The organism is Micromonospora sp. NPDC053740 (assembly GCF_040677775.1).
Lineage (GTDB): Bacteria > Actinomycetota > Actinomycetes > Mycobacteriales > Micromonosporaceae > Micromonospora > Micromonospora alfalfae.
In genome coordinates this window covers 448,089-463,135 of the sequence record NZ_JBFASO010000004.1, presented here as the reverse complement: position 1 = coordinate 463,135, position 15,047 = coordinate 448,089, and the positions used below count along the sequence as shown (strand labels likewise).

Here is a 15,047-nt window from a genome sequence, read left to right as displayed (position 1 = left end):
CCCGAACCCCCCCCCCCCCGGTGGGCGCGCCCCCCCCCGCCGCTGCGGGGGTGGGTCCCCCCCCCCCCGGGGGGGGGGGGGGGGGGGCCGGGGGGGGGGGGGGGGGCCCCCCCCCCCCCCCCCACGGCCGCTGGTCAGAAGCCCACGAAGACTCGGCGCAGGTCGTCGATGGTCACCGAGCCGGTCACCTGCACCCCGTCGGGGGTGTGCTGGGGGCCCAGCCGTCCGGTGGCCAGCCGCAGCCACGCCTCGGCCGGGGCCACCAACTCCCCGTCGGGACGCTCCGGCGCGTCGACGATCTCGACCTTCTCGCCCAGCCGCAGCCCGAACGTCCGCTCGGGCGCGTGCAGCCGGACCAGCACTGTGGCCTCCCGGCCGGCCAGCTCCTGGGGTCGGCTGGTCCAGGCCAGCATGCCGCCGATCTGGTCGAGCAGCAGCGCCACCGCACCCGGCGTCACCGCCGCGAACCTGTTGAACGCCACCTCGGCGTCCCACTGGTGCAGGGCGAACTCGCTGAGCCGGAACCGGGCCGCGGTGGCCACGTCGACCGGCTCCGGCAGGAAGCCGAGGTCGATCCGCATCGAGGCCCGGGTGTCGGCGTCCAGCGCCTCGTACGCCTCGACCAGCCGTTCGTTGGTGGCGAGGAAGCCGGCGGCGTGCTCGGCCGGGGACATCGCGTCCCAGCGTGCCCAGACGCCACGGTTGAAGTCCCCGTCCGGACCGGGCGCGCCGGAACGGGCGGCGTCCAGCGTCGCCAGGTTGATCTCGGCGCCGCTGCCCAGGTGGCTCAGCACCTGGGAGACCTGCCACTCGCTGGCCCCCGACGGCCGGAGCAGGTCGTCCTCCTTGAGGTCCCGTACGAGCGCGGCGAGCTCCTCGTGGCCCGCCCGCAGAGCTGTGATGATCTGGTCAGCAGGGGTCGACATGGGTCTCCTCAAACGGATTTTCGACGATGGTCGGGACGTTACCGGACGTGGCCACCGGCCGGCCCGCCCCGGTGTCGGGCGCGTTCCGGCCGGCGGCCACGTCGGTCGGGCTCAGCCCATGTGCACTGTGTTGCCGGTTGGGATGTCCTCCTTGCGGACCTTCACCAGCACCAGGGTGGCCAGTCCGGCGAGCACGATCAACGCCGCGCCCCAGGCGAAGGCCACCCGGTAGCCGTGCACCAGCGCCTCGACCTGGTTGACCGGGTTCGGCGCCCGGCCGACCAGATAGGCGGCGACCGCGCTGGTGTAGAAGGTGTTCAGCAGCGCGGTGCCGAGCGAGCCACCGATCTGCTGGGTGGCGTTGAGCGTCGCGCTGGCCGCGCCGGCGTCGTGCTCCGGCACCCCGACCAGGGCGAGGCTGGACAGCGGGACGAAGGTGAAGCCCAGCCCCAGGCCCAGGACGACCTGCGCGGGCAGCAGGTGGGTGAGGAACGAGGTGTCCACGTCGATCTGGGTCAGCACCAGCATGCCCAGGGCGGCGAGCACCGAACCGGCGACCATCAGCGGCTTGGCACCCAGGCGGGGCATCAGCTGGCTGGCACCACCAGCGGCGATCAGCACACCTGCGGTGACCGGCAGGGACGCGAGACCGGCTTCGAGGGGCTTGTACTGCAACACCACCTGGAAGTAGAAGGTCAGGAAGAGGAACGCCCCGAACAGGCCGGCGCCGATCAGCGTCGAGGTGAGGAACGCCCCGCCCCGGTTGCGGTCCAGCACGATCCGCAGTGGCAGCAGCGGGTGGCTGGAGCGCAGCTCGATCACCACGAAGGCGGCGAGCAGCACCACGCCCGCGGCGATGAAACCGAGCGTCGCGGTGGCGTCCCAGCCGTCCTCGGCGGCCTTGGTGAAGCCGTAGACCAGGGAGACCAGGCCGGCGGTCACCACTATCGCACCGGGTACGTCGTAGCGGGTGTTGCCGTGTGCCCGGCTCTCCGGCACCAGCGGCAGCGCGAACGCGATGGCGATGGCGGCGACCGGGATGTTGACCAGCAGGCACCAGCGCCAGTCGGCGTACTCGGTGAGCACACCGCCGAGCAGCAGACCGACCGCCGACCCACCGCCGGCGATCGCGCCGTACACCGCGAAGGCCTTGGCCCGCTCGGTGGCCTCGGTGAACAGGACGGTGAGCAGTGCCAGCGCGGCCGGGGCGAGCAGCGCGCCGAAGGCGCCCTGCAACGCGCGGGCGGCGAAGAGCATCTCACCGGTGGTGGCCAGACCGCCCAGGGCGGAGGCGAGCGCGAAACCGGTCATGCCGACGATGAAGGTGCGCTTGCGCCCCCAGTAGTCGGCGATGCGACCGCCGAGCAGCAGCAGACCACCGAAGGCCAGCGTGTAGGCGGTGATCACCCACTGCCGGTTCGCGTCGGTGATCCCCAGGTCCGCCTGGGCCTGCGGCAGCGCGATGTTCACGATGGTGGCGTCCAGGACGACCATCAGCTGTGAGACCGCGATGACCGCCAGCGCGATCCAGCGCCGCGGGTGCGGCGCGCCTGTCGACGCCCCGGCGTTGGGCGCGCCGGGCGCGGTCGAGGTGGTTCCGGGCATGGTGAAGCCTTCCGTGTTGCGAATATCGGTGATTCAGGCCGGCGACGGACGGTCGTGCTGATAGCGGAGTACCGGGATCAGCACCTGGTCGACGACCTGGGTGAGGAACGCGTCATCGGCGGGTAGGCCGTGCGCGACGATGCGGGACATGGTGAGCGCGGGCGCCAGATCGTGGAACAGCTCCCGTTCGCCGGCCTCCGGCGGGATCTCCCCGCGGGCGGCGGCCCGGACCAGGATGGCGGTGCTTGCCACCCGCCCGGCCGGCAGCACCTGGTGACGCACCAGGCGTTCCAGCTCGGGGTTGGTCCGCATGGCGAAGGTCAACGCCTGCATGAGGTCGCAGTCGGCGGTGCAGATCGCGGCCGTGGCCCGCAGCAACTCGATCAGGTCCCCGCGGAGGGAGCCGGTGTCGGGCGGGTTGTGTACACCCACCTGCCGCTCGCGTAGGGCGGCGACGACCAGCTCGGCCTTGCCGTCCCAGCGTCGGTAGATGGTGGCCTTGCTGACGTGGGCGCGGGCGGCGACGGCGTCGATGGTCATCCGGTCGAAGCCGACCTCGCGCAGGGTGTCGATGACGACTGTGAACAGGTCATTGTCGGTGCAGCGCGGAGCCCGGGCTGCCGGCACCCCGGCACCCGCGCCCACCTGCTGACCACCCAGCATCCCGACCCCCCGCGAAACGATGTCGTACCGACCCTAGTTCGCGGTTGGCTGATCGTGCAGGGTTTCGTGAGTTGCCTCGCACTGAGTCGGCGAAACGGTCACGTTTCACGCGGTGTCAGCCCAGGTGGCAGGATCAGTACGAGTCGTGTGGTCAGGAACCCAGCGCCACTTCCACCTTCTTGCGGGTGCCCCAGCCGGTGCGCCAACAGGTGGCGATGCCGTACCAGCGGATCGCCCGGAGCACCACCAGGGCGAACACCACGGCGACGGGCGTGAGGAGCCAGGTGCCCCACTGGTAGGCCGTCGACTGGTCCGATCGTCGTACCGTCATGTAGCGGAGCGCCTGCCCGTACCCGACGATCAACGGCACAGCCACCAGCCACGGAATCGCCCGCGGATCGGGGTCGATGATCGGCGACAGGATCGCCACCGCCACGAACAACACCGTCGCGACCACGGTGGCCGCCCAGCGCAGCAGATGCAGCCACCACGCGATCGACCGCAACGACAGGTACCGGACCCGCCACCAGGTCCTGATGAAGCTGCCGCGCATCCAGCGCAGGAACATCCGGCAGAAGTGCCCGGCGTTCTCCGGCATGAGGGAGAACGCGAACGCCGAGGGCTGCTGCACGGTACGTCCCCGGACCATCGCGAAGAGGGTGAGCAGGGAGTCGTCGGAGAAGGGCACCCGCTGGCCGAAGAACGTCTCCGTCAGATACGCGCCGAGGTTGTCGCGAACCACCTCCGCGCGGTAGGCGACGATCGGGCCCGAGTTCACCCACACGCACCCGAACACCGACAGCGACGACCGGTCGGTGAGCTGCCCGGTCACCAGCCACAGGTCGGTGAACCGGGTGAGGAAGCTGCTGCGCACGTTCGCTGCCATCACCACCCCGGCCACAGACTGCACCGCCGGATCGGCGAAGGGTTTCAACAACTCCCTGAGGGCGTTCGGGTCCGAGATGGTGTCCGAGTCCACCGTCCAGTAGACGTCGGCTGCCGGGGTCGACCGCACCGCGGCCGCCTGGGCGTGCCGTTTGCCGGCATTGGGTTGGATGTGCCAGGCGGCGATGATCCCGTGTACGGGGGCGACATCGAGAAACCACCGCTTGATCGGCTGGTAGCCCTCGGTCAGCTTCGACCCGTCGTCCACCACGTAGATGGTGTCTGGTTTGCGTGTTTGGAAGATCATGGATTCGAGGCAGGCCCGCAGGGCGCCCGGATCCTCGTTGTACGCCGGCACGATGCCCACCACGTGCAGAGCGTCGAGGTGCCCCTGCATCCGGTCGGTGACCACTGCGGGCTTCTCCAGATAGGAGGTGCCGAGCTGCCAGATCAGCAGCAGGAACATGGCGGCGTACGCGAAGGTGAAGCGGTGACCACCTCCGTCGATGGCGCCGATCACGGCGAGGACGTGATGGGCGGTCCACGCCGCCGCGGCGGCCAGGACGACCGCCGCGGCGAACAGGACACGACCCTTCGTGACGCTCGCGGTCACTGTCCGACCGACTGCTTACGACGGAACGTCATCCGGATCATGATGAAGCCGACGAGGACGGCTGTCGCTCCGGTGAGGGCGATGGTGAGCGGCAGGGGGAGGGCGTAGCTGCCGATACCGGCAGCGCCGCCGATCGTGACAACGCCCATACCGGTACGGGGAAGGCTGCCACCGGACATGATGTATCTCCGCTCTTCGAGGGATGCTGAGGCTGTAACGGCCGCGACCGGTACGACGCCAATGTGGCCCGGCCGTCACACTGCTGAACTGCGAATATGACTCTGCGCAATGACGCGCTCACGTTCGCAAACAAGTTTGTCCAGGTCAATCTCGAAGGTCACGTGAACGGTCGTCCGGCCCGGTCCGAGGAACCTTCCCGCTGCCGGCGTGTCGGAGACGTCCTCCCGGCTCCACGGCACCTGGCCTGCGCTTTCACCGCGTGGCCGGGTCAGGCCCGGCAACGTCGGCGAGGATCCGCGCTGTCGGGTAGACGTCAGGGCCGCACGTCGCTGTCGACAAATGGATGACGCATCGGGTTAACACCCTCTGGGGCAGGGTGGTCAGTCGCGGGGTGCGAGGACCACCGGCACGGCCATCGTGTTGATCCGCGCGCCGTTGTCGGCGGACACCTCGTACACCTCGACAGTGCCCCTCTGTTCGCGGATCGTGCCCCAGCCGATCACCACCCGGTAGCCGCCCCGACAGCCGCTGCCGCAACTGGCGGTGCCGAAACCGGTGGCCACCGTCCGACCGCCGGCGTCCAGCACCCGGACGCTCACAGTGGCCTCGAACACGGTGGCCGTGCCGGTGACGACGAGCGGGGCGGAGACGCGCTCGCCGGGGATCGGGCCGGTGACCACGATCGGTGGCAGCAGGTCCGCGTAGTCCGCCCGGTCGACCGGGGCCGCGCCGTCGAGGCGGACCTGACGCACGCTGGGGAACTGGGTGAGCGTCCACACCACCTGCGCCTCGCGCAGCCGCCGGGTGGCCGGGTCGCCCACGGACGGCAGCCGCAGCGTCGCCACGCCGTCGGCGATGTGGGTGACAGTGACGCCGGCCGGAAGCAGGGTGATCATCCCGGTGGCAGCCTCGGCCGGGCTCGGCCCGGCGGCCAGTTCGGTGAGCGCCAGTCGGGACGTCGCGATGGTGGCCGGCCGGGTGCGCCGGGTCGGCACGAGCAGCCCGGCGCGGACGTACCACAGCTCGATGGTCACCGGGTCCGGCCGGCGCGTGCCGGTGGACACCGCCGTCGACGGACCCGACGGCCGGCTCGCGGGCGGTGACGTCGGTGCCGCGGCCCGGGTCGGGGTGGGTTCCGGACGGTCGGTGGGAGCGACGCTCGGCGGCGGCGCGGTGGGCGCCGGGCCGAGGTCACCGGAGCGGGGAGTGCCGCAGCCGCCGAGCAGGAGCGCCGCGACCAGCGCCGATGCGCCAAGCCCGACCGCGCCGCGGCCGGTCACCCCATACCGCCCGGCGAGCCGGTGGTACGCCCAACCGGCCGCGGGTGGGCGCGGTCGTCCCGGTGCGGCGGGTCACCGTGCGGGCCGGCGGGACCGTCAGCGGGCAGCTCCAGCCGGAACCGGGTGCCCTCACCCGGTTCGCTGCGCACGCTCAGCGCGCCACCGAGCAGCTCGGCGTGCTCCCGCGCGATGGCCAGCCCGAGCCCACTGCCCGGCGCGGAGCGGGACGGATCGACCTGGTGGAACCGGTCGAATACACGGGACAGATGCTCGGCCGGGATGCCCGGCCCCTCGTCGGTCACCTCGAAGACGACAAGGGGACCGGCGCGCGCCACGCCGGCCGTGATCTCGCCACCGCCGTGCTCGACCGCGTTGGCGACCAGGTTGGCCAGCACGCGCTCCAGCCGACGCCTGTCGGTCCGCGCCGCTACCGGATCACCGGTGACCCGCACCCGCGGCGACCAGCCGCGCGCCGCGACGATGCCGTGCAGCAGCCCCAACGCGTCGACCGACCCGACGTCCAGCCGCTCCCGCCCGGCATCCAACCGGGAGATCTCCATCAGGTCCTCGACCAACCGGCGCAGCCGGACCACGTCGCCGACCAGCAGCCGGGCCGCCGGCCGGGCGTCGTCGGGCAGCTGGTCGAGGTGCTCGCGCAGCAGCGACGCCGCCGCCACCAACGCGGTCACCGGGGTACGCAGCTCGTGCGCGACGTCGGCGGTGAACCGTCGCTCGCGGGCCTGTGCGGCCGACAGCGCCGCGATCTTCGACTCCAGGGCCCCGGCCATCTCGTTGAACGTCGCCGCCCAGACGCTGAACTCGTCGCGCCCGCGTACCGGCAGACGGGTGGCGAGCAGGCCCTCGGTGAGTGCTCGGGCGGCCCGGCTGGCCCGGCCCACCGGCTCCAACGTGCGGCGGGCCAGTGCGTGACCCACGGCGGCGGCGAGCAGCACCACGAGCGCCCAGCCGGCCACCAGCGCGGTGCGGAGCTGACCCAGGTCGGTGGCGACGTCGTCCTCCACGGTCAGGACGTACAGCTCGGCGGTCGAGCCGGGGATGCGCCCACCGATCACCAGCAGCCGAGGGCGCTCCTTCGGCGCGGAGCGCTGATAGCCGAGCCGCCCGTCCGCGACGGCGGCCCGCAACCGGGTGCCCAGCACCGGGGCGTACGCGGGGTGCGAGGCGCGAGTCGGGCCGTCGACGAGCAGCACGTGCCGACCGCTGGCCTCGAAGCTGGTGAGCAGTTCGGTGCTGCGCTGCTCGGTCAGCGGCAGGAACTGCCCGGCGAGAACGAGCTGGTAGCGGGCGTCGGCGGCGGCCTCGTGCAGCGACGCGTCCAACCAGGACTGCCGCAGCAGCAGCCCGGTCCCGCCGGCGAGCAGCCCGGCCGAGACGCCGGCCACCAGGACGAACGCGATCGTCAGCCGGCGCCGCAGGCGCCCGGGGAACACTGCGCGTCCGGCCATCGCCGCCCCCCGTCAGCCCGTCGACAGTTTGTAACCGGCGCCGCGCACGGTCCGGATCAGCCGTGGCTGCGCCGGGTCGTCCTCGACCTTCGCGCGTAGCCGCTGCACCGCCACGTCGACAAGTCGGGAGTCGCCGAGGAAGTCGTGGTTCCAGACCAGGTCCAGCAGCAACTCCCGGGTGAAGACCTGACCGGGCCGGCGGGCCAGCTCCAGCAGGAGGCGGAACTCGGTGGCGGTGAGCGCCACCTCCTGGCCGTGCCGGCGCACCACGAAGCCGTCCGGGTCGATCTCCAGACCGCCGACCTCGATGACTGTCGAGGGGGCCGGCAGGCTGACCCTGCGCAGCACCGAGCGAACCCGGGCCACCAGCTCGGGCAGGTCGAAGGGCTTGCGCAGATAGTCGTCCGCGCCGCACTCCAGCCCGACCACCACGTCGATGGTGTCGGTGCGCGCGGTCAGCATCAGGATCGGCACCTGGCTGCTCCGCCGGATCTCCCGGCAGACCTCCAGGCCGTCCAGGCCCGGCAGCATGAGGTCGAGCACGATGAGGTCGACCGGGTGGGCGCGGAACGCGGCCAGGGCCTGCCGCCCGTCTACCGCGGTGTCGACCCGGAAACCGGCGCGACGCAGACCGAGGGCGGTGACCTCCCGGATCGAGAAGTCGTCCTCGACCACCAACACGCGGCCCTCCATCACCCGAGGGTAGACCCGGCGCCACAGTGCGTAGCCCTGGCAGAACGGCCGACATCGGCGACCGGCTGGCCCCCTCCGGGCACCGCCCAACCGCTACGGTCAGGTGCCTTCGGCACCCCTGAACCGGCTCACACGAAAGGGCACGACGTGAAACGTCATGGCTGCGTGATTCGACTCCGCCCCGAGCAGCGGGAGACCTACCTGCGGTTGCACGCCGCCGTCTGGCCGAGCGTGGAGAAGACGCTGCGCGAGGCGAACTTCCGCAACTACACCATCTTCCTCCACGACGATCTGCTCTTCGGCTACTACGAGTACGTCGGCGACGACTACGAGGCCGACTCGCGGCTGATCGCGGCGGACCCGCAGACGCAGGAGTGGTGGAAGCTGACCGACCCGTGTCAGGAGTCGATCGCCGAGCCCGGCTCGGGGGACTGGTGGGCCCCGATGCGCGAGGTCTGGCACCTGGCCGACGAGGCCTAGGTTGACGGCGCCGATCATGGAGTTGTGGTGCCCGTTGTGGGGGCTGGCGGTCGCTTTGTCACCCACCACAACTCCATGATCGGCGGGGCGGGGCGGGTCTGACAGCTCGTTCCGACGCTGGGTGGCCGGTGATGTCTTTTACTTGACACCTAAACCTTCCGGGCGGAGCATCGACAGAAATCGATTGATGTCGTCCCGGGAGGACACTCATGCGCAAAATCGCTGACCGGAGCGCCGCGGCTCTCGCCGCCGCACTGATCACCACGCTGACCGTGACGCTGCCGGCATCGCCAGCGGCTGCTGGCGAGCCGGTCCAGAGCCCCGACAACGGCCTGGTCTTCTACTCCAGCTACCCGACCGAAGTGGTCGGCAGGCAGGCCACGCCCGATGGCATCTGCCGTCCACTTCCCGCCGAGGCGACCTGGGCGTTCCCCTGGAGCGGCGGCTTCCACAGCGTCCCCGGCTACCGGACCCCCGACTGCAGCGGCCCGGGGTACGAACTCAACAACTTCCACAGCTGGCCCGAGGGCCTCTTCCTCAGCTACCGGGCCAGCTGACGGGTCGTTCACTCACGCCACCAGCTGCGTCATCGGCCAGTGCCCGTGGTGGGCGGACCGCACTATGATGCGGGTGTCGAGATTGGATCCGAGTGGTCCGATGTGACGACGGACCGACGGCATCGCGGGAGCGACAGTGACCGACGGTGGGAGCAGGGGCGGTGCCGACCGGCGCGAGCGCGGGACGACGCCGCAGCGCACCAGCGTGGGGGTAGCTGTCGCACTCGCGCTGTTGGCGGTCCCGCTACTGCCGATCATGTGCCTGTCAGGGCTGGCGCTTGTCACGAGCATGGCTCCGTCCGAGCCGTGCCGACCCCCGTTCGTGCCGGATCCCTCGGACTGCGGACCCGAGCCGTTGGCGTTGCTCCCGACCGCGTTGCTGGCGGGCGGCTACGGCACCGCCGCCATTGTCCTGGCCCTCAGAGCTGCCCTGCCGCAGTGGGTGCGCATCGGCGCCCTGTGCGTGGCGCCGGTTGCTGCCGTCCCACTTCTCTGGGCCCTGTTCGTCTACCGCCCCTACTGATCAGGCTGGCAGCGCGGTCAGCGTGCCGTGGGCCGCCGGGCCGCCGAGCTGCGAGAATCGGTGGTCGGGCTGGTCCGCCGTGTCCCGAGATTCCGTCGTCTCGCGCCGCCGTCGAAACAGGTCCACAAAAAATTCTGGTAGTGCTGTCGATTGGGATCCGTTCAGTTCGTAGCAGTGGTGAGAGCCCGCATCGCAACGGGCCGCACACCCACTGGAGGGCACGATGACCGCCACTGCGAACACGACCCGCGCCGCCACGTCGAACGTCGGTGCGCTGATCCGGACCGGTGTCGCCGCCACTGTCGCGGCGAGCGTCGCCACCATGGCCGTCGCCGCCGTCGGGCACCTGGCCGGGGTCAGCCTTGAGCTGGGCGGTGCCCCGATCCCCGTCACGGGGTTCGGCGTGCTGACCGCCGTCTTCTCGCTGATCGGCGTGATCATCGCCGGGTTGCTGGCGCGTTTCGCCCGACGCCCCCGGCTCACGTTCGTCCGCACGACGGTGGTGCTGACGGCACTGTCAGTGGTGCCGGACGTGATCGCCGACGCCGGGATGGCCACCAAGGCGCTGCTGATGCTCACCCACCTGGTCGCTGCCGCGATCGTGATCCCCGCCGTCGCGCGCCGCCTGGCCGCCTGACCTGAGCCCAACCCACCATCGAGCTACCGGAGGATTGTCATGAAGCAGTACCTGCTGTCCGTTCACATCGTCGAGGGCGCGCCGACGCCGTCCGACGAGGAGACGCAGACCATGTTCACCGAGACCGGCCGGATCAACGACGACATGCAGGCCACGGGCGCCTGGGTCTTCGGCGGGGGACTCACCTCGCCGGACAGCGCCACTGTCGTCCGGGTCGAGAACGGCGTCACCGCCATGAGCGATGGGCCGTTCGCCGAGACGAAGGAGCACATCGCCGGGTTCTGGGTCATCAGGTGCGCGGACCTGGACGCGGCGCTGGCCTGGGCCGAGAGGTGCGCGGCGGCCTGCGGCCCGGTCGAGGTGCGTCCCTTCGACGACCTGTCCCAGGCCTGACCAGCAGCCGGTCTCCCGACATGGACCTGGCGGGCATCTACCGCGCGGAGTACGGCCGCTGCGTCGCCACCCTGGCCCGCCTCCTCGGTGACATCAACCTCGCCGAGGAGGCCGTCCAGGACGCCTTCACCACCGCGCTGCAGAAGTGGCAGACCCTGCCGCCGAATCCGGGCGCCTGGATCGTGACCACCGCACGCAACCGTGCCGTCGACAGGCTTCGCCGAGAGTCGACACGCGAGGCCCGGCACGCCCAGGCCCTGCTGCTGTATCACCAGGATGAGCCCTCGGAGGTGGGACCGGTGCCGGACGACCAGCTGCGACTCATCTTCACCTGTTGTCACCCGGCGCTGGCCCCGGAGGCACGGACGGCTCTGACCCTGCGCCTGCTGGGCGGCCTCGACGTACCGGAGATCGCCCGTGCCTACCTGGTCCAGGAGGCGACCGTCGCCCAGCGGATCGTGCGCGCCAAGAAGAAGATCCGCGACGCCGCCATCCCGTACCGGGTGCCGGCCGAACATGAGCTGCCGGACCGGTTGCCGCCCGTCCTCGCCGTGCTCTACCTGATGTTCAACGAGGGCTACGCGTCCACCGCCGGCCCGTTGATCAGAACGGACCTGTGCGCCGAGGCGGTCCGGCTCGCCCGCGAACTCGCCGCGTTGATGCCCGACGAGCCCGAGGTCCTGGGTCTTCTCGCCCTGCTGCTGCTGACCGAGGCGCGCCGTCCGGCCCGGCTCGGCCCGGCCGGCGACCTGGTGCTGCTGGCCGACCAGGACCGATCACTGTGGAACCGGCAGCTCATCGTCGAGGGGCATGACCTGGTCCGCCGATGCCTACGCCGCAACCGGCCCGGGCCGTACCAGATCCAGGCCGCGATCGGCGCTGTGCACACCGACGGCGCCGCCACCGACTGGCCGCAGGTCCTCGCCCTGTACGACCAGCTCCTCGCACTCGCGCCAACCCCTGTCGTCGCGCTCAACCGTGCGGTAGCCGTCGCCGAGGTGCACGGGCCGGCGGTGGCCCTCGCCGCGCTGGAGGGCGTCGACCTCCCGCGCTATCACCGGCTGCCCGCCACCCGGGCCGAACTGCTCGCCCGGCTCGGACGCAACGACGAGGCCCGAGCCGCCTACGACCAGGCCGCGGCACTGGCCACCAACCCGACCGAGCGGGCCTACCTGGAGACCCGTCGCGACGAACTCACCGGTGAATGGAGAGCATCATGACCGCTACCTACACAGTCGACGTCTTTTCCAGCCTCGACGGCTTCGGCACCACCAGCGGGAACTGGGGCGGCTACTGGGGAAAGCAGGGGCCCGAACTGCTCGCGCACCGCCTGTCCGTGTACAGCGCCGAGCAGCGCATGGTCTTCGGGGCCAACACGTACCGGGTGTTCGCGCAGATGCTGGCCGCGAGCAGCGAGGAGTCCGAGGTCCGCGACGCCTGGGTGACCCAGATGAGGAACCTCCCGGCGACAGTGGTGTCGGAGACGCTGGAGGGCCCCCTCGACTGGCCGGACGGGACCGTCGTGCGCGGTGACGCGGTCGACGTCGTCGCCCGGCTCAAGGAGGAGTCCGCCGTGCCCCTGCGATCGCACGGCAGCCTGTCGTTGAACCGGGCGCTGATGGCCGCCGGACTGGTCGATTTCGTCCAGGTGACGCTCTTCCCGGTGATCACCGGACAGACCGGCACCGAGCCGATCTTCCAGGGAGCGGCCGACTTCGACCTGGAGTTGATCGAGAGCCGGACCCTCGACGGCCGCACCCAGGAGCTCGTTTACCGGCCCACCCCGCACGTCTGAGTCATCACGCCGGAGAGCATGCGCCGGGTCTTCGCCCGGAAGCTGTCGATCAGCCCCGCCGCCCACCAACGCCGGTTCGCTACGGCGCTCCGCGCCCAGCCGGGTTAGGCCCACGCTTGGCCGTCCGCCTCACCGCGGCGGACGGCCAGGCGGATCGGCCGGTTCCGATCACCACTGGTGGGCGACGTCGAGCACCACCCGGCTGTGAGTGCCGGGGCCGGCGAGCACGAGCACCCGGAACGGCAGCCGCGCCCGTACGCCGACGGCGAAGGTGCTGTAGCCCTCGAAGCTGCCGCCGAACACCACGTCGCGCAGCGTCGGGTAGCGCAGCAGGTTCGCCACGTGCTCGCCTACCGCGTAGGGCACGGTGCCCAGGTGGTCGTCGTCGTACGCCGGTGCCCGCAGCGAGACCCGCAGCAGGGCGCCGCCGGCGGTGTACGGCGACAGCGCCAGCCCTTCGCCCTCGGTCCACGTCTCCCCGTAGCCGATCGCGTAACCGTCGACGGGGCCGTTGAACTCGAACACCACCCGGTCGTAGCAGTCGTGCCGGCCGGTCCGTACGTCGATCAGCGGGGCGTCGCTCAGCGCGCCGGCCGCCTTCTCCGCGCTGCCCCAGGTGATCCCGCAGTACGGCGCTCCGGTCGTGGTGCCCGCCGCGGTGCTGCTGCCGGCGCTGGCGACCAGCCCGGCGAGGACGACCGTCAACGCGGTCAGTGCGCTCCTGATCCTCATGGTTCCTTCTCCGTCCGGTTCCGGGGTCACGTCACGGCGGCGCCGCCGGTGACCCTCTGCCGCCACCGTCGTCCTGTCCCGGCACAGGAGCTTCGCCGCGACGTAACCGCCGAGTAACAGCAGGCGGCCGGACCGTCAGATCGGGGACAGACGGACATCGACGAGTGTCGTAGCCTCCATTTCGCACGCGGTCCCCGGCATGTGGCCACCGTCGGGAGTTGCGCTCCGGATGCATCCGGGGTGACACGTGCGTTCAGCCACTGACGTCTGCCGTGGTGCGGGCAGTTCGCCCTCGACCATCCGACGTTCCGACGTCTCATCGATGACAAACGGGGAGGAAGGCTGTGCGTGAGGAATCAGGCGGGCGAAAGCTCGCGACAGTACTGGTGATGACTGGTGTTCTCACCGTTCCGGGTGGAGTCCCGGCCCAGGCGGCTGCGGCGGAGGCTCCGGTGTGTCCGACGCCGGCCACCCTGCTGGCCGGTCTGCGGGCCGACGCACTCACCGACGAGGCGGCCGGCAACCCGGCCGTGCTGGAGAGCGTGAGCTGTGCCCTGCCCTGGGCCACCGCTGTCGTTCCGGCGGAGGGCGAGTACGACGCGTCGTTCGTACTGTTCCGCTACGAGGATGTGGCGCAGCAGTGGAAGCCGCTCAACGTCGGCTCGGGCGGGGTCTGCGACGAGTCGGTGCCGACCGAGATCGTGGCCCAGCTCGACGGGTGCCAACTGAACGACCCCGGCGACGAACTGCCCGACGACGATCCGGTCGACGAGACCGAGGATCCCTCGCAGGGCTCCGACGGTGGCACGATGTCCGCGTTGGCCTCCTCGATCGGCGGGCCGATCACCCGAGCCGAGGTCATGCAGCGCGCCCAGGGCTGGGTGGACCATCAGCCCGGCCCGTACAGCCAGCGGGCGTTCTCCTGGGACCCCACGCACACCCGCAAGTACCGGCGTGACTGCTCCGGCTACGTGGGCATGGCCTGGCACCTGAATGCCGACCCCAGCACCCGGACCCTGCACCAGTTCTCCACCCAGATCGGCAAGGCGGAGCTCCAGCCCGGCGACATCCTCAACCTCGCCGCGAAGCACGTCGTCCTCTTCAAGAGCTGGAAGACCGACCGTCGGCACTTCACCTACTACACCTTCGGGTCGACACCGGTGAAGATCCGAACGGCGGCGATCGACGCCGGGACCATCGACAGCCACCGGGCCACCAGTTACGTGGCGCGGCGGTACACGAAGATCGCGAAGCCCACCACGCCGCCGTCCCCGCCGAAGCCGGCCGGTCGCGCCGCCCCGACAGTCGCGTACGACCAGGGTGACGGCACGATGCGGATGTACCGCTGGCTGTCCGACGGTGACTCGTTCAACCGCACCAGCGACTACGACTCCGGAGCCTTCCGGCTCAGCGCCGTGGGCGACCGGATGGCCTCCGGTGACGTGGACGGTGACGGCAGGGACGACATCGTGATGGCCTACCAGCACGGCGACGGCACGTTCTCGTACTACGTGTGGCGCAACGGCAACTCGGCTGCCCGTGTCTGGTACGACAGCGGGCCGTTCAACCTCGGCCAGGTTGGCGGGCGCCTGGTGCTCGGTGACTTCAACGGTGACCGT

At 71.0% G+C, this 15,047-nt stretch carries 17 protein-coding genes; 8 read left to right on the top strand and 9 right to left on the bottom strand.

Translation table 11 applies throughout. The features are described from left to right. Positions 1-134: 134 nt before the first annotated feature. From AB0K35_RS15035 to AB0K35_RS15000, 8 genes are all read right to left on the bottom strand, one after another. Positions 135-926: a maleylpyruvate isomerase family mycothiol-dependent enzyme gene (locus tag AB0K35_RS15035; RefSeq protein ID WP_238669566.1), complete on the bottom strand. Its 792-nt coding sequence runs from the start codon at positions 924-926 to the stop codon at positions 135-137. A 111-nt stretch (positions 927-1,037) separates the two neighbouring features. Beyond that, positions 1,038-2,531: an MFS transporter gene (locus AB0K35_RS15030; RefSeq protein ID WP_238669567.1), complete on the bottom strand. Its 1,494-nt coding sequence runs from the start codon at positions 2,529-2,531 to the stop codon at positions 1,038-1,040. Positions 2,532-2,564: 33 nt separating this feature from the next. Next, positions 2,565-3,194, bottom strand: a complete 630-nt coding sequence (locus tag AB0K35_RS15025) for a TetR/AcrR family transcriptional regulator (RefSeq protein WP_238669568.1) — start codon at positions 3,192-3,194, stop codon at positions 2,565-2,567. Between the two features lie 151 nt (positions 3,195-3,345). Beyond that, positions 3,346-4,692 carry a glycosyltransferase gene (locus AB0K35_RS15020; protein ID WP_363885693.1) on the bottom strand — a complete coding sequence of 449 codons (1,347 nt, stop codon included), beginning with the start codon at positions 4,690-4,692 and terminating at the stop codon, positions 3,346-3,348. Continuing rightward, on the bottom strand, positions 4,689-4,871 hold the full coding sequence (locus tag AB0K35_RS15015) for a hypothetical protein (protein ID WP_203117656.1): 183 nt from the start codon (positions 4,869-4,871) through the stop codon (positions 4,689-4,691). Before AB0K35_RS15015 ends, AB0K35_RS15020 begins: the two co-directional genes overlap by 4 nt. Before the next feature lie 381 nt (positions 4,872-5,252). After that, complete coding sequence (locus AB0K35_RS15010; RefSeq protein WP_363885692.1) at positions 5,253-6,152, bottom strand: Gmad2 immunoglobulin-like domain-containing protein; 900 nt, start codon at positions 6,150-6,152, stop codon at positions 5,253-5,255. Beyond that, complete coding sequence (locus AB0K35_RS15005) at positions 6,149-7,618, bottom strand: HAMP domain-containing sensor histidine kinase (RefSeq protein WP_363885690.1); 1,470 nt, start codon at positions 7,616-7,618, stop codon at positions 6,149-6,151. Before AB0K35_RS15005 ends, AB0K35_RS15010 begins: the two co-directional genes overlap by 4 nt. 12 nt (positions 7,619-7,630) lie before the next feature. After that, positions 7,631-8,311, bottom strand: coding sequence for a response regulator transcription factor (locus tag AB0K35_RS15000; RefSeq protein WP_238669572.1), 681 nt, complete (start codon positions 8,309-8,311; stop codon positions 7,631-7,633). A gap of 147 nt (positions 8,312-8,458) precedes the next feature. Here AB0K35_RS15000 and AB0K35_RS14995 point away from each other — a divergent pair, with 147 nt between their 5' ends. The 7 genes from AB0K35_RS14995 (at position 8,459) to AB0K35_RS14965 (ending at position 12,696) form a co-directional block, all read left to right on the top strand. After that, complete coding sequence (locus tag AB0K35_RS14995; protein ID WP_363885688.1) at positions 8,459-8,791, top strand: L-rhamnose mutarotase; 333 nt, start codon at positions 8,459-8,461, stop codon at positions 8,789-8,791. A 209-nt stretch (positions 8,792-9,000) separates the two neighbouring features. Further along, positions 9,001-9,348, top strand: coding sequence for a hypothetical protein (locus AB0K35_RS14990; protein WP_238669574.1), 348 nt, complete (start codon positions 9,001-9,003; stop codon positions 9,346-9,348). A gap of 136 nt (positions 9,349-9,484) precedes the next feature. Beyond that, positions 9,485-9,871 (top strand): hypothetical protein, encoded by a 387-nt coding sequence (locus AB0K35_RS14985; RefSeq protein WP_363885686.1) that lies wholly within the window; start codon positions 9,485-9,487, stop codon positions 9,869-9,871. A 223-nt stretch (positions 9,872-10,094) separates the two neighbouring features. After that, a complete protein-coding gene (locus AB0K35_RS14980; RefSeq protein WP_363885684.1) occupies positions 10,095-10,508 on the top strand; it encodes a DUF6069 family protein in 414 nt (137 codons plus the stop codon). Between the two features lie 39 nt (positions 10,509-10,547). Next, the gene (locus tag AB0K35_RS14975; protein WP_357365181.1) at positions 10,548-10,901 is read left to right on the top strand and encodes a YciI family protein; all 354 of its coding nucleotides are present in this window, start codon (positions 10,548-10,550) and stop codon (positions 10,899-10,901) included. Between the two features lie 20 nt (positions 10,902-10,921). After that, positions 10,922-12,121 carry a sigma-70 family RNA polymerase sigma factor gene (locus tag AB0K35_RS14970; protein ID WP_238669578.1) on the top strand — a complete coding sequence of 400 codons (1,200 nt, stop codon included), beginning with the start codon at positions 10,922-10,924 and terminating at the stop codon, positions 12,119-12,121. Continuing rightward, on the top strand, positions 12,118-12,696 hold the full coding sequence (locus AB0K35_RS14965; protein ID WP_363885682.1) for a dihydrofolate reductase family protein: 579 nt from the start codon (positions 12,118-12,120) through the stop codon (positions 12,694-12,696). Before AB0K35_RS14970 ends, AB0K35_RS14965 begins: the two co-directional genes overlap by 4 nt. Before the next feature lie 168 nt (positions 12,697-12,864). Here the strand turns inward: AB0K35_RS14965 and AB0K35_RS14960 are convergent, their stop codons facing one another. After that, positions 12,865-13,428 carry a hypothetical protein gene (locus tag AB0K35_RS14960; RefSeq protein WP_238669580.1) on the bottom strand — a complete coding sequence of 188 codons (564 nt, stop codon included), beginning with the start codon at positions 13,426-13,428 and terminating at the stop codon, positions 12,865-12,867. Positions 13,429-13,817: 389 nt separating this feature from the next. Between AB0K35_RS14960 and AB0K35_RS14955 the strand changes: the two genes are divergently transcribed. After that, positions 13,818-15,047 (top strand): FG-GAP-like repeat-containing protein (locus AB0K35_RS14955; protein ID WP_363885680.1); only part of this gene is annotated, 1,230 nt, incomplete at its 3' end.